Source organism: Pseudomonas sp. B21-031 (assembly GCF_024748985.1).
GTDB classification, from domain to species: Bacteria; Pseudomonadota; Gammaproteobacteria; order Pseudomonadales; family Pseudomonadaceae; genus Aquipseudomonas; species Aquipseudomonas kermanshahensis.
The window spans coordinates 2,787,213-2,808,760 of record NZ_CP087181.1; the positions used below are offsets into that span (position 1 = coordinate 2,787,213).

Annotated in this window: 17 protein-coding genes and 1 pseudogene; 9 read left to right on the plus strand and 9 right to left on the minus strand. The window is 62.6% G+C overall.

All coding sequences use genetic code 11. The features are described 5' to 3' along the window. Positions 1-158: 158 nt before the first annotated feature. Together LOY53_RS12360 and LOY53_RS12365 are read right to left on the minus strand one after the other, a co-directional pair. Entirely contained in the window at positions 159-1,037 is an 879-nt protein-coding gene (locus LOY53_RS12360) for a phosphatase PAP2 family protein (protein WP_258704086.1), read from the minus strand. A 2-nt stretch (positions 1,038-1,039) separates the two neighbouring features. Further along, positions 1,040-1,729: a histidine phosphatase family protein gene (locus LOY53_RS12365; RefSeq protein ID WP_258704087.1), complete on the minus strand. Its 690-nt coding sequence runs from the start codon at positions 1,727-1,729 to the stop codon at positions 1,040-1,042. A gap of 303 nt (positions 1,730-2,032) precedes the next feature. Here LOY53_RS12365 and LOY53_RS12370 point away from each other — a divergent pair, with 303 nt between their 5' ends. From LOY53_RS12370 to LOY53_RS12405, 8 genes and pseudogenes are all read left to right on the plus strand, one after another. Then, a complete protein-coding gene (locus tag LOY53_RS12370; RefSeq protein WP_252824032.1) occupies positions 2,033-2,773 on the plus strand; it encodes a gluconate 2-dehydrogenase subunit 3 family protein in 741 nt (246 codons plus the stop codon). 3 nt (positions 2,774-2,776) lie between these two features. Continuing rightward, the gene (locus tag LOY53_RS12375; RefSeq protein WP_258704088.1) at positions 2,777-4,561 is read left to right on the plus strand and encodes a GMC family oxidoreductase; all 1,785 of its coding nucleotides are present in this window, start codon (positions 2,777-2,779) and stop codon (positions 4,559-4,561) included. A gap of 12 nt (positions 4,562-4,573) precedes the next feature. Beyond that, positions 4,574-5,866, plus strand: coding sequence for a cytochrome c (locus LOY53_RS12380; protein ID WP_258704089.1), 1,293 nt, complete (start codon positions 4,574-4,576; stop codon positions 5,864-5,866). Between the two features lie 648 nt (positions 5,867-6,514). Further along, complete coding sequence (locus LOY53_RS12385; protein WP_258704090.1) at positions 6,515-7,537, plus strand: LacI family DNA-binding transcriptional regulator; 1,023 nt, start codon at positions 6,515-6,517, stop codon at positions 7,535-7,537. Between the two features lie 63 nt (positions 7,538-7,600). After that, the gene (locus LOY53_RS12390) at positions 7,601-8,380 is read left to right on the plus strand and encodes a sugar phosphate isomerase/epimerase (protein ID WP_258704091.1); all 780 of its coding nucleotides are present in this window, start codon (positions 7,601-7,603) and stop codon (positions 8,378-8,380) included. Continuing rightward, positions 8,373-9,323 carry a sugar kinase gene (locus tag LOY53_RS12395; RefSeq protein ID WP_258704092.1) on the plus strand — a complete coding sequence of 317 codons (951 nt, stop codon included), beginning with the start codon at positions 8,373-8,375 and terminating at the stop codon, positions 9,321-9,323. The genes LOY53_RS12390 and LOY53_RS12395 overlap by 8 nt, the downstream gene beginning before the upstream one ends. A 53-nt stretch (positions 9,324-9,376) precedes the next feature. After that, positions 9,377-10,643, plus strand: a pseudogene (locus LOY53_RS12400) (MFS transporter); the annotation flags it as partial. 37 nt (positions 10,644-10,680) lie between these two features. After that, a complete protein-coding gene (locus tag LOY53_RS12405) occupies positions 10,681-11,655 on the plus strand; it encodes a D-glycerate dehydrogenase (RefSeq protein ID WP_258704093.1) in 975 nt (324 codons plus the stop codon). Positions 11,656-11,673: 18 nt separating this feature from the next. Here LOY53_RS12405 and LOY53_RS12410 read toward each other — a convergent pair whose 3' ends face one another. From LOY53_RS12410 to LOY53_RS12440, 7 genes are all read right to left on the minus strand, one after another. Further along, positions 11,674-12,639, minus strand: coding sequence for an endonuclease (locus tag LOY53_RS12410; protein ID WP_099454236.1), 966 nt, complete (start codon positions 12,637-12,639; stop codon positions 11,674-11,676). A gap of 207 nt (positions 12,640-12,846) precedes the next feature. Then, positions 12,847-14,484 (minus strand): BCCT family transporter, encoded by a 1,638-nt coding sequence (locus LOY53_RS12415; protein ID WP_258704094.1) that lies wholly within the window; start codon positions 14,482-14,484, stop codon positions 12,847-12,849. Between the two features lie 72 nt (positions 14,485-14,556). Beyond that, a complete protein-coding gene (locus tag LOY53_RS12420) occupies positions 14,557-15,693 on the minus strand; it encodes a hybrid-cluster NAD(P)-dependent oxidoreductase (RefSeq protein ID WP_258704095.1) in 1,137 nt (378 codons plus the stop codon). Positions 15,694-15,698: 5 nt separating this feature from the next. Next, positions 15,699-16,892 carry an aromatic ring-hydroxylating oxygenase subunit alpha gene (locus LOY53_RS12425; protein WP_408981360.1) on the minus strand — a complete coding sequence of 398 codons (1,194 nt, stop codon included), beginning with the start codon at positions 16,890-16,892 and terminating at the stop codon, positions 15,699-15,701. Positions 16,893-17,212: 320 nt separating this feature from the next. Then, positions 17,213-18,400 carry an MFS transporter gene (locus tag LOY53_RS12430; protein WP_258704096.1) on the minus strand — a complete coding sequence of 396 codons (1,188 nt, stop codon included), beginning with the start codon at positions 18,398-18,400 and terminating at the stop codon, positions 17,213-17,215. A gap of 196 nt (positions 18,401-18,596) precedes the next feature. Further along, positions 18,597-19,826: a pyridoxal phosphate-dependent aminotransferase gene (locus tag LOY53_RS12435; protein WP_258704097.1), complete on the minus strand. Its 1,230-nt coding sequence runs from the start codon at positions 19,824-19,826 to the stop codon at positions 18,597-18,599. Then, on the minus strand, positions 19,823-20,491 hold the full coding sequence (locus LOY53_RS12440) for an RraA family protein (RefSeq protein ID WP_252824044.1): 669 nt from the start codon (positions 20,489-20,491) through the stop codon (positions 19,823-19,825). The genes LOY53_RS12435 and LOY53_RS12440 overlap by 4 nt, the downstream gene beginning before the upstream one ends. 104 nt (positions 20,492-20,595) lie before the next feature. Between LOY53_RS12440 and LOY53_RS12445 the strand changes: the two genes are divergently transcribed. Beyond that, the gene (locus tag LOY53_RS12445; protein ID WP_252824046.1) at positions 20,596-21,492 is read left to right on the plus strand and encodes a LysR family transcriptional regulator; all 897 of its coding nucleotides are present in this window, start codon (positions 20,596-20,598) and stop codon (positions 21,490-21,492) included. The last annotated feature ends 56 nt before the right edge of the window (positions 21,493-21,548 follow it).

Here is a 21,548-nt window from a genome sequence, read left to right on the forward strand (position 1 = left end):
GACCATGCGGCCAGACGCAAGTATTTGGCTGAAGCCTGAACACTAACGAGGAATCAATTCATGGGTGAGTATTGAGCGTCCTATAAAGGTGTAGGAAAGTTCGATTTCTTCTCTGCTAAGAAACACTTGGTTGCAGTTAGGGAAGGAGTAGGGCGTTTTCAAGCATCTCGATTCGGCTCTTGCTCGGCGCAAAGCTGGGCTTGCAAGGGTAGTGAGCTGATCGAATGGGCTGGGGAACAATGGCTTGCAGGGCTGTGATTTGGCGCCTGCAAGGCCAGGCGGCCGTAGAACAGCAAGGCAGTGGCCCAGGTGGTGAACCAGACGAACAGCCCTGCCCAGAAGGTGTGGGACATGTAGTGCCAGCCTTGCAGCACGCGGGTGGTGCCGTAGACGAACCCCAGCAACAGGATCGCCACCAGCAGCTTGCGCGCATGCATCCAGCGGTGGCGTAGCGCTACGAAGTACAGGGCCAGCAAGGTGAAACCACTGGACGCATGCCCGCCTGGCCAGCATCGGCCATCGCCGGCCTTGTCCAGCCAGGTGAAGTGCTCGAACCACTCGACCCGCGCCTGCTGGCCGCCGTACAGCGTCGTTTCCACCGGGCAGTACACGCTGGTATGGCTTTTCAGGTAATGGATGACGGTGGTGCACAGCGCGAACGCGACCACCACGAACAACAAGTCGCGGCGGTGGTGGGTGGTGAAGCGCAATACTGGTGCGATTCGTGCGGTTTCCAGCCACCGCGTAAGGCCCCATTGCGGGTGATTGGCCAGGCGCGGCCAGGCGAACGACAGCAGCGAGCCGATCACGGCCAGTTCACCGGTCCAGTTCGGTAATACCCGTGGCCACTTGTGGGTGACCTTTTCGAACCATTGATTGTGCAACAGCGGAAACTGGCCGGTGGCCGGGTCGATCAGCAGGTTGCTGATCCAGCGGTCGAGTTCGGTCAGGTCGAAGGCGACGAAGACGATGCCCGCCAGCAGCAGCGGTAGCAGCAGGTTGTTGCGGTAGAAGGCGGCGCGTGAAGGTACAGGCATGGTCAGATTTCCCGGGCATCAGCGAGTTTGCGCCACTGGCTGGCATTCATCTGGCCCAGCACGCGGGCCTTGCCATCTTCGCCCTGGGTGATGAACAGCGCGCTGGCATAGCGGTTGGAATCCGCGTCAGTGTCGACGTTGAGCTGGCGCTCCACCTGCTCCAGACAGCCACTGTGGCTGACCAGCACCAGGTTGCGGCCGGGTTGCTTATTGGCGAAGGCATTGCGGGCGAAGCTGTGGTCACACTGGTTGAGCCAGTCCTGCGTGGCAATGGCCTTGCCGAACATGAACTGCGCGGTCTGCCGGGTGCGCACTTCCGGGCTAGCCCACACATCTGCACTGAGCAGGCCAAGGCGGTGCAGGCCTTGGCCGACGTCGGCGGCTACCCGGCTGCCCGCCAGGGTAATACCGGTGGGGTCGTCCAGGCAGGCACCGCGTGAGCGGTCGCAGCGTTCGGCGTGACGAATCACCACAATGACCGAGCCCTTGGACCAGGCGCTGTGCAAGCCGCTGCTGTGCAACGTATGCGGGTCGCCAAGGTCTGCAAGGGCAGGGCGTGCGGCAGCCCAGGCAGCGAGTGCCACCAGCGCGACCGATACGCACAGAGCCACCAGCAGCGCTTTGGCGCGGGGCAATCGGTAGGGCCGGGCGAGCTTAAGGGCCGGCGGGGTGTCGATGACGCCATGCAGCATGCTGTCACTCCAGTGAGCGCGGACAATGGACCGGAACCGGTGGCTCGGAACCTTTGAGAGTGCGCGCACTTTAGGTAGCAGGATGTCGGCAGAGGGTGAGGCTGATGTGAAAAATACCTTATCCGCGGTGTTGGGCATTTTTGCTGGAGGCCAACAATGTCAAGAATGAAACCGGTTTCAAAACATTTCTGAACGCGCTAGATTATTCGGCTGTCTTCTACACGCGCCCGCTTGCGCGAGTACCCCATTGAAAAATCAGATGGCGCAAACCAAGGCCGCCCCTACTGCTGATGAGGATTTGAAATGCCTGAGCACGCCCCAGACAATCCGCGCCGGGAATTCCTGCGCAAGACCTTGACCTTGATACCGGTCGCCACCGTGGCCAGCACCGGGCTGGGCCTGGGTGCCAGCCAACTGCTGGCCGAACCTGTGCGGGAGCCTAAGGTACCTGTCGCTGCGCCTGCGGGCGATTATCAGCCAACCTTTTTCACCGCCGAAGAATGGGCCTTCGTGCAAGCGGCCGTTGCCCGCATCATCCCTGCGGACGAACTGGGCCCAGGTGCGCTCGAAGCGGGTGCCGCCGAGTTCATCGACCGCCAGATGAATACCCCGTATGCCACTGGCGCGCAGTGGTACATGCAGGGGCCGTTCAATGCCGATGCCGCCCCAGAATTGGGCTACCAGCTGCAACTCAGCCCGCAACAGATCTACCGGCTGGGCATCGCTGCCGTGGACGGCTGGTGCAAAGCCAACTCGGGCCAAGTGTTTGCTGCGCAAGATAGCGCTACCCGAGACCGCATTCTTGCCAAGGTCGAAGCCGGTGAGCTGGTGTTCGACGCGCTGCCGGCCAAGCTGTTTTTCAGCTTGCTGGTACAGAACACCCGCGAAGGGTTCTTCTGCGACCCGATTCACGGTGGCAACAAAGGCATGGTGGGCTGGACCCAGATCGGCTTCCCCGGTGCACGGGCAGATTTCATGGACTGGGTCGAGCGCAACGAGCCTTACCCGTTCCCGGCAGTGTCGATCCGTGGCGAGAGGGCCTGAAGCATGGCGAATGTGTTGAAGAAAGTAGACGCCGTGATCGTGGGCTTCGGCTGGGCCGGCGCGATCATGGCCAAGGAATTGACCGAAGCGGGGCTGCAGGTGGTCGCCCTCGAGCGCGGGCCAATGCAGGACACCTACCCTGAGGGCAGCTACCCGCAGGTGATCGATGAGCTGACCTACAGCGTGCGCAAGAAGCTGTTCGTCGATGTGTCGAAAGAGACCGTCACCATCCGTCACAGCGTCAACGACGTAGCGTTGCCCAACCGCCAGTTGGGCGCCTTCTTGCCAGGCAAGGGCGTGGGCGGCGCGGGCTTGCATTGGTCCGGCGTGCATTTTCGGGTAGACCCGATTGAGCTGCGCATGCGCAGCCATTACGAAGAACGCTACGGCAAGGTGTTCATCCCTGAAGGCATGACCATCCAGGACTTCGGCGTTACCTACCAGGAGCTTGAGCCGTACTTCGATTTTGCCGAGAAGGTCTTCGGCACCTCGGGCCAGGCCTGGACCGTCAACGGCGCGGTGGTCGGTGAAGGGAAGGGCGGCAACCCCTATGCGCCGGATCGCTCCAACCCGTTCCCGCTGCCTGCACAAAAAAACGTGGTGTCGGCAAAACTGTTCGAAAAGGCCGCCACCAGCCTCGGCTACAAGCCGTACAACCTGCCATCGGCCAACACGTCGGGCCCTTACACCAACCCGTACGGCGCGCAGATGGGGCCGTGCAACTTCTGCGGCTTCTGCAGCGGCTACGTGTGCTACATGTACTCCAAGGCCTCGCCCAACGTGAACATCCTGCCCGCACTGCGCCAGGTGCCGAATTTCGAGCTGCGCGCCAATGCCCATGTGCTGCGCGTGAACGTGGATGACAGCAAGCGCAAAGCCACGGGCGTGACCTACATTGACGCCCAAGGCCGGGAGGTGGAGCAACCGGCGGACCTGGTGATTCTCGCAGCCTTCCAGTTCAACAACGTGCGCCTGATGCTGCTGTCCGGTATCGGCAAGCCTTATGACCCGGTGAAGAACGAAGGGGTTGTCGGGCGCAACTTCGCGTACCAGAACATGGGCACGGTCAAGGCGTTCTTCGACAAGGACACCTACACCAACAACTTCATCGGTGCCGGCGGTAACGGCATCGCGATCGATGATTTCAACGCTGACAACTTCGATCATGGCCCGCACGGTTTTGTCGGTGGTTCACCCATGTGGGTCAACCAGGCGGGCAGCCGCCCGATCGCCGGTATCGCCAACCCGCCCGGCACGGCTACCTGGGGCAGCGCCTGGAAAAAGGCCACGGCCGACTACTACACCCACCAGGTTTCGATGGACGCGCATGGCGCGCACCAGTCGTACCGTGGCAACTACCTGGACCTGGACCCGACCTACCGGGACGCCTTTGGCCAGCCGTTGCTGCGCATGACCTTCGACTGGCAGGAAAACGACATCAAGATGAACCAGTTCATGGTCGACAAGCTCAGCAAGATCGCCCAGGCGATGAACCCGAAGTCCATTGCTGTGTTGGGCAAAAAGGTCAAGGAACACTTCAACACTGCCAGCTACCAGACCACCCACCTCAACGGTGGCGCAATCATGGGCACTGACCCCAAGACCAGTGCGCTTAACCGCTATCTGCAGAGCTGGGACGTCCACAACGTTTTCGTCCCGGGGGCGTCGGCATTCCCGCAGGGGTTGGGTTACAACCCGACCGGTTTGGTTGCGGCACTGACGTACTGGTCTGCACGGGCGATCCGTGAGCAATACCTGAAAAACCCTGGCCCACTGGTTCAGGCTTGAGGAGCGATGAGCATGAAGACACTGTTGATCGCAACGATCCTGTGCGGTGCAAGCCTTTCGGCCCAGGCCGACAGTGCGCTGGTCAAGCAAGGCGAGTACCTGGCGCGCGCGGGCGACTGCGTGGCCTGCCACACGGCCAAGGGCGGCAAGCCATTCGCCGGCGGGCTGCCGATGGAAACCCCCATCGGCACGGTCTACTCGACCAATATCACCCCTGATGCCAGCGGCATCGGCAACTACAGCTTCGAAGACTTCGACCAAGCCGTGCGCCATGGCGTCGGCAAGGACGGCAGCACGCTGTACCCGGCCATGCCGTATCCCTCGTATGCACGCGTCAGCGATGACGACATGCGCGCGTTGTATGCCTACTTCATGCAGGGTGTCGAGCCGGTGGCGCAGCCGAACAAGGCGACGGACATCCCCTGGCCGTTGAGCATGCGCTGGCCGCTGGCGATCTGGCGGGGGTTGTTCGCGCCGCAGGTGAAGGCCTGGCAGGCCTCGACGGCCGCCGACCCGGTCGTCAACCGCGGTGCTTACCTGGTCGAAGGGCTGGGGCACTGTGGTGCATGCCATACCCCGCGCGCCCTGACCATGCAGGAAAAGGCACTGAGCCCGCAGGATGGCGAGCAGTTTCTGGCAGGCAGCGCCCCGCTTGAAGGCTGGATTGCCAAGAGCCTGCGCGGTGATCACAAGGATGGCCTGGGCAGTTGGAGCGAAGCGCAGCTGGTGCAGTTTCTCAAGACCGGCCGAAGCGACCGCAGTGCGGTGTTCGGTGGCATGAGCGATGTGGTCGAGCACAGCATGCAGTACATGAGCGAGGCTGACCTGACGGCCATTGCCCGGTACCTGAAAACGCTGCCGCCCAGCAACCTCGATGACCAGCCGCATGCGTATGACAAGCAGGTCGCCGAGGCGCTGTGGAACGGCGATGACAGCAAGCGCGGGGCGTCGGTATACATCGACAACTGCGCGGCGTGCCACCGCACCGATGGCCATGGCTATAGCCGCGTGTTCCCGGCACTGGCCGGTAACCCGGTGGTGCAGACCGCCGATGCTACCTCGCTGATACATGTGGTGCTGGCCGGTGGCACGGTGCCTGCGACGCACACCGCCCCATCGAACTTCACCATGCCGGCGTTTGGCTGGCGCTTGAGCGATCAGGAGGTCGCTGATGTGGTGAGCTTCATTCGTACCAGCTGGGGCAACCAGGGTGGAGCGGTGAAGGTGGACGATGTCGCCAAGCTGCGCACGGATGACCTGAAACACACTTCTGGGGATGACCTTGGGCAGGTGACGAGCCACTAGTACTGCGCAAAATTCAGAGCTTGCACGCCCCCTGTAGGAGCAGCCTTGTGCTGCGAAGAGGCCGGTACAGACCACAGAAATTCGTGGCGGGTACTGGCCTCTTCGCAGCACAAGGCTGCTCCTACCTTCGCGCCAGATGGGGCAAAGGCGGACGATGTCGTGAAACACACCTCTGGGGATGACCTTGGGCAGGTGACGAGCCACTAGTACTGCGCAAAATTCAGGGCTTGCACGCCCCCTGTAGGAGCAGCCTTGTGCTGCGAAGAGGCCGGTACAGACCACAGAAATTCGTGGCGGGTACTGGCCTCTTCGCAGCACAAGGCTGCTCCTGCCTTCGCGCCAGATGGGGCAAAGGCGGACGATGTCGTGAAACACACCTCTGGGGATGACCTTGGGCAGGTGACGAGCCACTAATACTGCGCAAGATTCAGAGCTTGCATGCCCCCTGTAGGAGCAGCCTTGTGCTGCGAAGAGGCCGGTACAGACCACAGCAATTCGTGGCGGGTACTGGCCTCTTCGCAGCACAAGGCTGCTCCTACAAGGAACGTGTAAACTTGCCGACGAACGGTAGGTGACGAAACGCGCCGGTTTTGGTGTATTGAAACCGGTTTCATAGCCTGTCACCGACAATAATCACAAGGGACACCCATGACCGATATGCCTGCCAATGCCCGCGAGCGGGTGACCATCAGCGAAGTAGCCCGTGTGGCCGGTGTGTCCAAGGCGACCGTCTCGCGCTACATCGGTGGCGATCGCCAGTTGCTGGCCGAGGCGACCGCCAAGCGCCTGGAAGAAGTCATCGAGCGCCTCGGCTATCGCCCCAACCAAATGGCCAGGGGCCTCAAACGCGGCCAGACCCGGCTGATCGGCATGCTGGTGGCAGACATCCTCAACCCCTATTCGGTGGCGGTGATGCACGGCGTCGAAACCGCCTGCCGCCAACACGGCTACAGCCTGGTGGTGTGCAACACCAACCGCGACGACGATCAAGAGCGCCATCACCTGGTGGCCCTGCAGTCCTACAACGTCGAGGGCCTGATCGTGAACACCCTCGGCCATCATCCCGGCGAACTGCTGAACCTGCAGCGCGACATGCCCATGGTGCTGGTGGACCGCCAACTGCCTGAACTCAATGTCGACCTGGTCGGCCTGGACAATGCCGACGCCGTCGAACAGGCCTTGGATCACCTACAGGCGCAAGGCTACCGCGACATTCTGGCGGTAACCGAACCGCTCGATGGCACCAGCTCGCGCCAGGAGCGGGTACAGGCATTTGGCGCTTCCATCAACCGGCGACCGGGCATGCGTCAACAGGTGCTGGAAGTCAGCCCCGACCTTCATGCCGGCCTGGCTTCATTTCTTTCGGCCAGCGGTCATGGCCCTCAAGCCATCTTCACCTTCAACGGTGTGGCGACGCTGGCCGTCACCCGAACCCTGCACGACGCCGGCTGCGGCTTGTTCGACGACGTTGGCCTGATCGCCCTCGACGAACTGGACTGGTACCCCTTGGTCGGCAGCGGCATCACGGCATTGGCCCAGCCCACCGAGCGTATCGGTGTGGCGGCTTTCGAGTGCCTGCTGGGCCGCTTGCGCGGCGAACGCGGGGCGCCACGGCGCATCGACTTCAAAGCCGACCTGATCATGCGAGGTTCAACCCACTCACGCGACTGAACGAAAGGCACGTTGCGGCTTGGCGTGCGTAAAAATGAAACCGGTTTCATAAGGACAATAACAATGCGCTCGAACCCCGTTTCCATCAGCCTCTCCAGCTACGGTGCCAGTTTGGTACGGCAGCGCGGACAGGCGCATTTTCTGGACATGCTGGCCGCTGCTGGCGTAACCCGTGTCGAATTTCGTGAAGAACTCTTTGAAAGCGCGCCGGACCCTGCCGCGCTGGCCGCCGCCGTCACCGCGTTGCGGCTCGAATGCCTGTATTCCACGCCCCTTGAACTGTGGACGGCGCAGGGCCTGCCAGACCCACGCCTGACGCAGAAACTGGCGCTGGCCCGCGCGATGGGCGCGGTAGCCCTGAAGGTATCGCTGGGGCATTTCGATGACACCTGCGATGTGGCGGCCTTACGCTCGCTGTTGCCTGACGATGGCCCCCAGCTGTTGGTCGAGAACGACCAGACCGAGCAGGGCGGGCGCATTGCGCCGTTGCTCACGTTCTTCCAGCGCGCCGATGACCTTGGGCTGGCGCTGGGCATGACGTTCGACATCGGTAACTGGCAATGGCAGGGCGAGCCTGTGCAGCAAGCGGCACGCCAACTGGGGCGTTGGGTGCATTATGTGCACTGCAAGGCGGTCGAGCGCCAGCCCGCTGGGCGACTGGTCGCCGTGCCGCCGCAGGCTGACGATCTGCAAGCGTGGGATGCCTTGCTGGCCGCGTTCACGCCCGGCGTGGTGCGTGCCGTGGAATACCCGTTGGCCGCTGACGACTTGCTCGCGCTGACCCGTGCCCAGGTAGTGGCGCTGTCTGCGCTGGGCCTGGCCGAGGAGGTCAGCCATGCATGAGCATGACGTGCTGTGCTTCGGCGAAACCATGGCCATGTTCGTCGCCGAGCAGGTGGGGGACCTGGCGCATGTCGGGCAGTTCGGCAAACGCATCGCCGGTGCCGACAGCAACGTTGCCATCGGCCTGTCGCGGCTGGGCTTCAAGGTCCGCTGGCTGAGCCGGGTGGGCGACGACTCCCTGGGGCGCTTTGTCCTCGACAGCTTGCGCCGGGAAGGCCTGGACTGCAGCGACGTTGAAGTCGACCCGCAACACCCCACTGGCTTTCAGCTCAAAGCCCGCTGCGATGATGGCAGTGACCCAGCAGTGGAATACTTTCGCAGCCATTCAGCAGCGCGCCGTTTGTCCCCGGCATTGATCCGCCCACATTGGCTGCAGGCCCGCCACCTGCATGCCACCGGCATCCCGCTGGCGCTTTCAGCCGAGTGCAGGGCCTTGTCGCATGCATTGGTGGATGGCATGCGCGCTGCTGGGCGCAGCATTTCCTTTGACCCTAACCTGCGCCCATCGCTGTGGCCGGACCGCACGCACATGATCCACGAGATCAACGCCCTGGCAGTGAAGGCTGACTGGGTACTGCCGGGCCTTGAAGAAGGCCGCCTGCTGACCGGCCAGCACGCACCGGCGGACATTGCCGCGTTCTACCTCGACAAAGGGGTGGAGCTGGTGGTGATCAAGCTGGGTGACGAAGGCGCGTATTTTCGCACCGCCAAAGGCGATGGCCAGGTAGCCCCGGTGCCGGTGGCCAAGGTGGTGGACACCGTCGGTGCGGGTGACGCCTTTGTTGTCGGCGTGCTCAGTGCGCTACTCGAAGGCCGTGAACTGCCCGAGGCGGTGGCGCGTGGCAACTGGTGTGGCAGCCGCGCTGTGCAGTCGCGTGGCGATATGGAAGGTTTGCCGCTGCGTCACGAACTCGAAACCCATGACCTGCGCATAAGCGCCTGAACGCCTGGCCCCTACCTGTTGCGACAAAAACAAAAAGCTCAGGAGTACACATGATGCAAACGACAAGTCTCGCGCGTCGCCGTTGGTGGTACATCATCCCGATCGTGTTCATCACCTACAGCCTGGCCTACCTGGACCGTGCCAACTATGGGTTCGCGGCAGCGTCCGGCATGGCCGACGACCTTAAAATCACCCCGGTGCTGTCGTCGTTGCTGGGTGCGCTGTTTTTCCTTGGTTACTTTTTCTTCCAGGTACCAGGGGCCATCTACGCCGAAAAGCGCAGCGTCAAGAAGCTGATCTTCGTCAGCCTGATCCTCTGGGGCGGCCTGGCCACGCTGACCGGCATGATCAGCAATGTGTACATGCTGATCGGCATCCGCTTCCTGCTTGGCGTGGTGGAAGCCGCCGTGATGCCGGCGATGCTGGTGTACCTTTGCCATTGGTTCACCCGCGCCGAACGTTCCCGTGCCAACACCTTCCTGATGCTCGGCAACCCGGTGACCATCCTGTGGATGTCGGTGGTGTCGGGCTACCTCATCAAGCACTACGACTGGCGCTGGATGTTCATCATCGAAGGCCTGCCTGCGGTGATCTGGGCGTTCTTCTGGTGGCGCCTGGTGGACGACCGCCCGGCTCAGGTCAAGTGGCTTAGCGATCAGGAAAAGACCGATCTGGAAAACGCCCTGGCAGCAGAACAGCAGGGCATTAAACCGGTGAAGAACTACCGCGAGGCGTTCCGCTCGCCCCAGGTGATCATCCTGTCGATGCAGTACTTCTGCTGGAGCATCGGCGTGTACGGCTTCGTGCTCTGGCTGCCGTCGATTCTGAAACAGGCGGCCAACGTCGACATCGTCCAGGCCGGCTGGTTGTCGTCGGTGCCCTATCTGGCGGCGGTGCTGGCCATGGTCGGGGTGTCCTGGGCTTCGGACCGCTTGCAGAAACGCAAGCGCTTCGTCTGGCCGCCCCTGTTGATTGCGGCGCTGGCGTTCTATGGCTCCTATGCCTTGGGCAGCGAGCACTTCTGGTTGTCCTACGCATTGCTGGTGGTTGCTGGCGCCTGCATGTACGCGCCCTATGGGCCGTTTTTCGCCATCGTGCCGGAGATCCTGCCCAGCAACGTCGCCGGTGGCGCCATGGCCTTGATCAACAGCATGGGCGCGCTGGGTTCGTTCGGCGGCTCGTGGCTGGTCGGTTATCTCAATGGTGCCACCGGCGGGCCGGGTGCCTCGTACCTGTTCATGTGCGGTGCACTGCTGACGGCAGTCGCGCTCACGGCGGCGCTTAAAACCTCACACACCGCTGGCCGGGCCAAGCGCGGCGGCTCTCATCTGGCCACGAGCCACTAGGAAATCCTGCTATGAAGAAGCGAATCGTCCTTTACAAGCGCCTGTCCGACACGTTGATGGCGCGCCTGCAGCAACAGGTTGACGTGACGTGGGTGGACACGTCCGGGCCCGATGGCCTTGCCCGGCTGCGCGATGCGCTGCCGGGCGCTCAAGGGCTGTTGGGTGCCAGCCTGCGCTTGGACAGCGGCCTGCTGGACCTGGCCCCGCAACTGGAGGTGGTCGCCAGCGTGTCGGTAGGCGTGGACAACTACGACATCGCCGACCTGACCCGGCGTGGCGTGATGCTGACCAACACGCCCGACGTACTGACCGAAACCACTGCTGACACCGGCTTTGCCTTGATCCTGGCCAGTGCGCGTCGGGTTGTGGAGCTGGCGGGCTGGGTGCGTGACGGCCAGTGGCAAGCCAACCTTGGGCCTGCGCACTTTGGCACGGATGTGCACGGCAAGACCTTGGGCATCATTGGCATGGGGCGGATTGGCGAAGCCTTGGCCAGGCGCGGCGCGGCTGGTTTCGGCATGCGTGTGCTTTACCACAGCCCACGCGCCAAGCCTGCGGTGGAGGCCCGCTACGACGCCCGTCACTGCAGCCTTGACGACCTGCTGCAACAGGCGGATTTCGTCTGCCTGACCGTGCCGCTGAGTGCCGCCACCGAGGGCTTGATCGGCGCGCGTGAGCTTGCCCTGATGAAGCCTGAGGCAATGCTGGTGAACATTGCGCGTGGGCGTGTGGTGGACGAAGCCGCGCTGATTGAGGCCTTGCGGGAGAAACGCATCCGCGGCGCGGGCCTGGATGTGTTCGTCCAGGAGCCGTTGCCCAGCGATTCGCCGCTGCTGCAACTGGACAACGTGGTGGCGACCCCGCACATCGGTTCGGCCACTCACGATACTCGTGAGGCCATGGCGCGCTGTGCGGTAGACAACCTGCTCAGCGCACTGGCCGGTGAGCGCCCGGCAAACCTGGTGAACCCAACAGTCGGGCGTTGATGCACCGAGGCGCAGCGGTTACCGGCAGTTGCCCGCCTTGCGGTAGCCGGCCGCTTGCGCCTCGCCCTCGGAGCCGAACATCACCTGGTTCTTCGAAGCCACCTGGGTGTAGCCCGGGCAGCCATTGGCCAGGTGATAGACATGGCTGTTGCGGTTGCCGAGCACAGCGCCTGTTGCCGCAGTGCTGGCCAGGCTGGGCTTGGCCGCTTCGCTGACCGGTTTGGCCGGCATGGCTTGCACGACGCCACTGCCAACAGGCTTGTAATCGGCTGTCCATTTGCGCTCGCCCGTCACGAACGGGTTGGCGTGCCCCATGATGGCGGCGATGCGCCGGTCACGTTCTTTTTCCCAGGCCGAGACGGGGTGCTGTTTGTCCCAGGCCATCAGCAGTTGCTGCTGTTGACGCGACATGCTGAGCTTGTAGCGATCGAACATGTAGAACGTAGTACGGGCAACCAGGCCCTTCACTTCGTCACGCGGCTCGGCGGCGCGCTGCACGAAATCGACCTTGGTCGAGCACTGGCCGTATTGCCCAGCGTTGCCTGCGACCATGCCGTAGTTGAAGTTGCTGCGGTCACCGTTGACCTCGCCCACGGCCGGGTAGAGGTTGAACAGGTCGGCTTCCATCGCGCGGAAGACCGGGTCGTCATCGACACAATGCTCGCGGCCGCCGTTTTTCCAGCATTGGCGCTGATTGCCGAAGGTATAGGCAGGCACGATGTGTTCCCACTCGGTACGCTCGGCGCGGTTTTGCTGTTTGCGGGTTTCATAACCGCAGGAGGCAGCATCGATGCGCCCACCTGACTTGCCGACCCAAGTCCATTTGCAGCCGCAATACAGGTCGCCCATGGCGCTGCTTGCCTGGTCCAGGTAGACCTTTTGCTTGGCGACGACCTTGGCTTCGGTGAAGGTCGAAGGCGGGTTGGCGAAGGCGGGGAGGTTGACGGCGAGCAGGAGCGATACGGCATAAAGCAGTTTTTTCATGGGGGGGCAGCAGGTCTCAGTTAAGGAACTGCATTCTAATCGAAATCTAACCTGTTGATTTGGATTGAATCCCCTTCCGGTCAAGCGCGGCCTTGGTAGGAGCAGCCTTGTGCTGCGAAGAGGCCGGTACAGACCACAGTATTTCGTCTATGGTACTGGCCTCTTCGCAGCACAAGGCTGCTCCTACAATCCAATGCTGCGATGACGTCAGCTAGCTGCCAGTTCGTTGGCAGGCCGTGGGGTTTCTGCGCCCGCATGCACCGCCGCCGCTCCAGTAATCACCGCATCACTGGCAAACAGGCTGCGCATCAGGCTGTACCCGGTCAGCAGCAGGTAGAACGCAATCGGCAGGCCGACCACGATGCTGGCCATCTGAATCGCCAGCAAGCCGCCGGCAATCACCAGGCTGGCCGCGATGGCGCCCTCCAGCACACACCACAGCACGCGTATCCAGTTGGGTGGGTCGATGCTGCCCAGCGAGTTGAGCATGCACAGCACCTGAGTCCCGGCATCGGCCGCAGTCACGAAATGCACGGCCAGCAGCAGGCAGATGATCAGGCTGAGGATTGCACCCAGCGTCGGGCCGCCGAGGCGGTCGAGCAGGGTGAACATGGCCGTGGTGGTTTCCTTGCGCGTGGCTTCCAGAATCGGGCCACCCTGGAACGCGCCGGCCGCTGCCTGCTCGGCGACCGGCAGTGCTTGATAGGCGTGGCGCACTTGCTGCTCATCCTTCAGCGCGGCACCGCCGAACACGGCCATCCACAAAATAGTCACCAAGGTCGGCACCAGCAACGCGCCGAACACCAGTTCGCGGATGGTCCGGCCACGAGAAATCCGGGCAATGAACAGGCCAACGAACGGCCCCCAGGTCATCCACCACGGCCAATAGAAAGCGGTCCAGCTCTTCTGCCAGCTGCTGTCGGCCTGGGCGTCGGTCCAGAAACTCATGCCGATGATGTTCTGCGCGTAGTCGCCCGCCGACTCGAACAGCAGGTTCATGATGTAATGGGTTGGGCCCAGGGCCAGCACCACCAGCATCAGCCCCAGGGAAATCCACATGTTCAGTGTCGACAGGCGCTTCATGCCACGCGATACACCGGCCACCAGCGAGATCGAGGCGATCACGGTGACGACGGCGATGATGCTCAGCTTGAACGACAAGGTGACTGGTGTGCCGAACACCTGATGCATGCCCATGTTGATCTGCTCGACGCCCAACCCCAGCGATTGCGACACCCCGAATGCAGTGACTGCGCCACCAATGATGTCGACCGTATGCCCAATCGGCCCGTAGATGCGGTTGCCGATGATCGGGTAGAGGATTGAGCGCAGCGCCAGCGGCAGCCCTTCACGGTAGGCGAAGTAGGCCAGGCCCAGGCCGATTACGGTGAAGATCGCCCAAGGGTGCAGGCCCCAGTGCAGCAGGGTAATGCGCATGGCCATGGACGCGGCCTGGTCGGTGAGCCCCGGTGTGAACGGGTTGCTGGCGTAGTGCAGCACCGGCTCTGCAACCGACCAGAAGATCAGCCCAACGCCCATGCCCGCGCTGAACAGCATGGCGATCCAGGCGGCAAAACTGAACTCGGGTTTTTCGTCGGGGCGCCCCAGCTTGAGGGTGCCATAGCGGCTGAAGGCGATGTACACCAGCAAGCCGAGGATGGCGCTGACCAGCGCCAGGTAAAACCACTTTAGGTGGTCGAGAATGGCGTCCGAGGCGCCTTTGAATACCCCCGCGGCTTGGTCGCCATGTGAGGCGCAGAGCACCACGAACGCCACCACGATTGAGATCGACCCTACCGTTACAATAGGGTTCAGGCCTTTGAAAAGGCCTTGTTTTGCACGCATCGTCCATATCCTTTTTATTTTCGCAAGACGGCAAAAAAGGACGCCCCACTAACAGGGCGTCCTTGTCGAATGTCAGAGGTCGATCACCAGGTCCGACGTCGGGCGGCTGCAGCACAGCAGCCGCAGGCCTTTGTCGATTTCACGCTGGCGAATGCCGCCGTTGTGCTTCATCTCGACGCTGCCCTGCAATACCGCGGTCTTGCAGGTACCGCACACACCTTGGCTGCACGAGGAGGGGACTACGGCACCGGCTTTTTTGGCAGCGGCCAGTACGGTCTGGTCGGCGCTCATGGTGAATTCCTTGCCAGAGCGGGCAAGGCGCACGGTGAAGCTGTCCAGGGCCTGGCCGGGGGCAACCGGGGCGGCTGCCGGCTCGGCTTCGGCGTTGATGTCGAAGCTTTCCTGGTGGTAGCGGGCCAGGTCGAAACCAGCACCCGCCAACAAGGCCTTGGTCGCCTCCATGTAGCCTTTTGGCCCGCAGGTGAATACCGCCCGCTCCTTGAAGTCGGGGATCTGGCGCTGCAGTGCGTCCAGCGACAGGCGCCCGATCGGGCCGTCCCAGTCGGGTTCGTCGCCAGCGCCTTCGCAGAAGAACAGCGTTCGTAGTCCTGGCATGCAGCGTTCGAGGCGCGCCAGCTCGTCGCGGAAGATGATGTCTTTGGGCGTACGCGCACTGTGCACGAAGACGATGTCCAGGTCGGCGTGCAGGTCGGCGGCGGCGCGGGTCATCGCCATCAGCGGGGTGACGCCGGAGCCCGCCGACAGGTACAGCAATTTGCGCGCTGGGCCCGCCACGGGGGTAAAGACGCCCGCTGGGCCAGAGGCCGCCAGGGCGTGGCCAGGGCGCAGGTTATCGTGCAACCAGTTGGACACCGTGCCGCCCGGCACCCGCTTGACCGTGATAGAAAAAGTGAACGGCCGGGTCGGTGTCGAGGACAGGGTGTAGCAGCGCGACACGCTGGCCCCCCTGATCACGGGCGATACGGTGAGGAACTGGCCTGGTTCGTAGGCAAGCGCCGGGTAGTCTGGGCTGTGGAAGGTGAAGGTCTTCACGTCGTGGGTCTCGTCCACGACGCTCAGGCATTCGATGCGTTTGCTTTCACCGCTGGCCCACTGGGCACCATGGGCGGCCCAGTGGTCGGTGTCGGTGAAGCGCTGGTCGGCACGCAGGCCGGCAATGTTCTGGGCAATGTTCTCGAGCACGGTCATCTCCTTCACACCCCATGTGCCGCGAGGCGCGAGGTGTACCAGCGGGCGAACTGGTCGACGTACGGCTCGGTGTAGGTGGAGTAGGGGCCTGGGACGAAGGCGGGGTCTTGGGTGCCACTGTGGGTGATGGCGACCAGGGCAGCGTCTTGTTGGGTGGTGGCGACCCAGACCTCGGTCAGGCGCTGCAGGTCGTAGTCGACCCCTTCGACGGCATCGCGGTGCACCAGCCACTTGGTGCGCACCAAGGTGCGGTCCGGCGAGAGCGGGATGATCCAGCTGATCATGGCGTGGTCGCTCATCACGTGAGCCCAGGCGTTGTTGCCCCACAGGTGGGTGTCGCCCAGGTCGCGACGGGTCAGGTTGCCCAACAGTTTGCGGCAGGCAACCTGGGTATCGAGTGTCTGCGATTCACCCGCACCGGCGATGATCATGCGCTGGGTGCGAAACTGCGTGGGGGCGTCATCCTGTAAATGCTCCACAGTCTCGTAGAGCAGGCCCGAACTTGCCCAGTCAGCTTCGATGCCGGCCTTGCGAATTTGATAGGCATCGTAGGACGCGCGAGCGTCGTCGCTCATCTCTTCCAGGCTGACGCCAAGGTCTTCGGACTGGTAGGACACGATCAGTTCCGGGTGGGTGCCGGCGCAGTGGTAGCACTCCCGGTTGTTCTCCATCACCAGCTTCCAGTTGCCGTTCTCGATGTAGTCGAGTTCGTAGGCGATGCGGGTATTGGTCAGGTCGAACGGCGCGAAGCGCGGTCCCATCACCGCTTCGAGGTCCTTGATGTCTTCAGGCGGGTGGTCGCCCAGGCACACCAGTACATGGGCCCCGACAACCTTGCAGTGCACCGGGATCAGGCTGCGGCACTTGGGGTCGAAGCCCTTGCCCATGTGGCTGGCATGCTTGAGGCTGCCGTCCAGGTCGTAGGTCCACTGGTGGTAGGGGCATACCAGCATGCCGACAGTGGATTTGCCAGCTTCTTTCAGGCGCGCGCCGCGGTGGCGGCATACATTGCGGTAGGCGCGGATCTGTTCATCATCGTCGCGCAGGATCAGCACCGACGAGTTGCCGATATCGACGGTAAAGACATCACCGGGTTCATCCACATCGGCGGTAACGGCGACCTGTATCCAATGCTGGTTGAAGAAGATTTCCATGTCGGTTTCGAAAACATCCTGGCGGCTGTACAACGCGCCATTCATGCCAAAACCAGGTTGGCGGGATGCAATCAGTTCGCGATGGGTTTTGCTCGATGAAGGGCGCATTGTTGTCCTCAGGCACTTTTATTTTTAATCGACCAAGACGTCTGGCGCGGAGTATTGAAGTGGCCCTGAAAAGGCGTCAATGCGCTTAATTTTCTATGTGGTATTACTTGAGGTTATGCGAGCGAAAGGCTGTAGGGCGGTGGTTTTGAGCGATATTAGGGATGGGACAATTAATAGAAGTTTGCTGCGTTAATTAATCAAAGTTGTTCTGCTTCATAACGGGATCGGAGGCGCACAGCGCCCCCGAATAACCGGTTTTAATGCCCACCCTTCATACGCCGGGCAACGAGGTAAATGCCCAAGCCGACCAACGCGGTTGCAGCGCCGATGTAACCCGTACTCGTCCAGCCCATGCCTGCGGTGATGGCCATGCCACCCAACCACGGCCCAAGCGCATTGGCCAAGTTGAACGCGGCGTGGTTCGAGGCTGCTGCAAGGCTGGGGGCTTCATGGGCAATGTCCATCAGGCGGATTTGCAAGGGGGCTGCCAGTGCAATCATGGTGCCCACCAGGCCGACGCCCAGCAGCAAAGTCCACAACGAATGCGCTGCGAAGGTGAAGAACAGCAGCACTGCAATCGACCAGATCAGCACCAGCCCGACGGCGCGGAACTGCAAGCGATCGAACAACTTGCCACCGGCGATGTTGCCGACGATGCCGCCGACCCCAAAGGCCGCCAGGCCGAAGGGGATCCACTGCGGCGATACCTGGGTCACGTGCAGCATGGTGGGCGCCAGGTAGCTGAACACACAGAACATGCCGGCAAAGCCGATCGATGCAATGGCCAGCGCCATCCACACCTGGGGCAGGGCGAACGCTTTAAGTTCCTTGCGCGGATCGCTGCGCACTTCATCGTGCGGTTGCGGCACGAAGCGCCAGACCAGGGCGATGGTGCACAGGGCGATCGCCCCGACCAACACAAAGGCAGAGCGCCAGCCGAAGTACTGGCCGAGTAAAGTGGCAACAGGGTTGCCCAGCAACATGGCCAGCGTCAGGCCCATCATCACCCGCGCCACGGCACCTGCCCGTTGATTGTTGGCGACCATGCTCGATGCCACCACCGCAGCGATGCCGAAGTAGGCGCCGTGGGGCAGGCCGCTGATGAAGCGGAAAGCGACCAGGCCGCCGAACGAGGGGGCGAACGCCGTGGCCAGGTTGCCAACGGCATACAGCGCCATCAACAGCAGCAACATATGCTTGCGCAGCAGCTTGGCCCCCAGGATTGCCAGGGTCGGGGCACCGACCATCACGCCCAGCGCGTAGGCACTGATGGCGTGGCCCACCTGGGGCTCGCTCAGCTGCAGGTTGCTGGCGATGTCCGGCATCAACCCCATGATGGCGAATTCGCCGGTGCCGATGGCAAAACTGCCCAGCGCCATGGCGGCTTCCATCTTGGCGACAGTGCTTTTCGGCGGGGCTAGCGGTGGTGCTTCATGGACAGACATTTGAATCCCTTTTGAAACATGCTGAAACGTTCAACGCGGGATCATAGACAATCTCTGGCCAAAACGTCGAGGCCGCAAGCCTCGCCCACAGGCGCACCCCTTAGGTGTAGGAGCAGCCTTGTGCTGCGAAGAGGCCGGTGACAACACCCTCAATCTTCGCTGCTTGCACCGGCCTCTTCGCAGCACAAGGCTGCTCCTACCTGGCCGCGCGACAGAACCGCCCGAGCGCATCACACGCCGCCATCAGCGACGCATCGTCCAGCGCGTAGGCAATGCGCAGGTAAGGCCCGAGCCCGAAGGCGCTGCCATGCACCACGGCGACATCGGCTTCGTCGAGCAGTGCCAGCGCGACATCCTCGTCAGTGGCCAGGTAACGACCACCCGGGGAGGTCTTGCCGATCAGCCCGGCGCAATTGGCAAAGGCATAGAATGCCCCGGCCGGTTGCTCGCAGTGCAGCCCTGGGACCCCATCAATCGCTTTCACCATCAGGTCACGACGGCGCTGGAACACGCCCCGGCTTTGATAGATGAAGTCTTTCGGGCCTTGCAGCGCAGCAACCGCCGCCTGCTGAGAGACCGAACACGCCCCTGAGGTCTGTTGCCCCTGCAGCTTTTCCATGGCCGCCAGCAGCCAGCGCGGGCCCGTGGCGAAACCGATGCGCCAGCCCGTCATGGCATAGGCCTTCGATACGCCATTCATGGTCAGCGTGCGTTCGGCGAGCCGAGGTTCCACCTGGGCCAGGGTATGGAAGCGCTGATCGTCGAAAATCAGGTGCTCGTAAATGTCATCCGCCAGCACCAATACGTGTGGGTTTGCCAGCAGCACCGCAGCCAAGGCCTGCAGCTCGGCAACGCTGTAGACCGCGCCGGTCGGGTTGGACGGCGAGTTGAGGATCAGCCAGCGGGTGCGCGGCGTGATCGCGGTACCAAGCGCTTCAGGCGTCAGCTTGAAACCGCTGCTGGCCTCACACGTGACGATCACGCTGCGGGCGCCACACAGTTGGACCATCTCCGGGTAGCTGACCCAGTAGGGCGCTGGCACGATGACCTCGTCGCCGGCATTGAGGGTCGCTGCCAAGGCGTTGTAGATCACCTGTTTGCCGCCGCTGGCGACCAACGTGTCCTGCCACTCGACCTGCAAGCCATTCTCGTGGCGGAACTTGGCCGCCACCGCTTCGCGCAGGGCGCGGCTGCCAGCGACTTGGGTGTAGCGCGTATGGCCTTGGTCGATCGCCTGCTTGGCGGCGTCGCGGATGTGCGCTGGTGTGTCGAAGTCTGGCTCGCCCGCGCACAGCGAAATGATCGTGGCCCCCGCCGCGCGGCGTTGGGCAACGCGGTCCATGATGCCGTAGGTGGCCGAGGGGCGGGCGCTGGCCAGGTTCAGGTTCAGGCGCTGGATGCCGCCGTCGGTGTCCTGTTCGCTCATCGGTGGTGCTCCGTATTGATCGCATCAAATTGGCTGTCATGCATCACGTCGGCCACCGAGCGGCCAGCCCGCACGGCATCCACCATGCCGGCCTGGCGACGGGCGATGCGCTCGGCCAGGTCCAGCACCTGGCCGATGTGGGCCTGGGTGACGAAGACGGTGCCGCAGTTGTCGGCAATCACGTAGTCGTTCTCATCCACTGTTACACCTGCCACTTGGACGGTGCAGGCCGCATCGACCTGGACCACGCGATTGCGTGCGCTGACCATGGTCACGCCACGGCCGTACACCGGATAACCGATGTCGGCGCTGCCGTCGATGTCGCGGCTGCAACCGTCGATGATGCTGCCGCGCACGTTCCGGGCCACGGCGGCATTGGCCAGAATGTCGCCCCAGCAAGAGATCCCGTCGATGCCGCCGGCAATCACCAGTACGCGGTCATCACTGGCGATCGCTTCGATCACCGGGCTGATCAAATGCACGGTCGGTGCACGGTCGGTCTTGGCGGCCAGTTGCACAGTGCTGGCACGGCCGACCACCTTGGGGCAGCGCCATAACGGGCGCAGACCGAACGTAGCGCCGGGCAGGCCGAGGAAGTCGAGGGCGTCGGACACGGTGTTGGTGTCCAGTGCCGCCAGGCGTTGTAGCACGCTGTCTTGGCTCATGGATGAACTTCTCTGGTGAAGGAGGCATGAGTGTCCGACAGGCTGTTTGATAGGTATATTCCTTATCAAGGATGTTAAACATATGCTCAACCTATGGAACCGCCATGATCAATTTTCGCCTTATCCGCCACCTTTGGCTGTTCCTGGCTGTTGCTGAGGAAAAGAACTTTGGGCGGGCCGCCAAACGCCTGGGCATGACCCAGCCGCCGCTCACCGAGCAAATCCAGATCCTTGAGCAGGCATTGAAGGTCAAGCTGTTCGACCGTTCCCGGCGCGGTGCGGCGTTGACCCCGGTGGGCGCCGCCATCCTGCCGGCGGTGCGCAAGTTCGCCGACCAACTCGAACGCCTGGAACTGGCCGTGGAAGAAGCCGTGGCGGGCCATCAGGGCATGGTCACCATCGGTGCCATCTCGTCGGCCATGTTCGACGTGCTGCCGGAGGTGATCGAGCGCTTCAAGCAGGACCACCCTCAGGTCACGGTGTCGGTACGCGAAATCGACAGTGTCGATGCGGTGCCTTCGCTGGAGGCGGGCGATATAGACCTGGCGTTCGCGAGGCTGGATGGCGACTTGGGCAAGGGCATCGAATGGCGCCCGTTGACCGAAGAGCAACTGATGGTGGCACTGCCGGTTGATCACCCTCTGGCGAACCATCGCGAGATCGCGCTGGCGAGCCTGGCCAGCGAGCCGCTGGTGATGTTCGCGCGCAAGGTCAGCCCCTTGTACTTCGATAACCTGATTGCCACCTGCCGCGCCAACGGGTTTTCGCCCCGGGTGCTGCACGAAGTGCGTTCAGTGGCGTCTCAGATAGCCTTCGTCAGCTGCGGGCAGGGTATCGCCCTGGTACCGGCGGCCATGGAAAAACTGGCACCGGCGAACGTGGTCATACGCCCGCTGGCGCAGCAGGTGAGTGTGGTGACCACCACCTACGCCTGGAATGCCGAGCGCGCCAACCCACTGGTGCAGGCATTGGTAAACCAACTGAGCGAACGCATTTCATAGGTTTGACCTATGAAATTGATCGCTGATGAGGAATTTACAGATCGTCGATGGGCGTC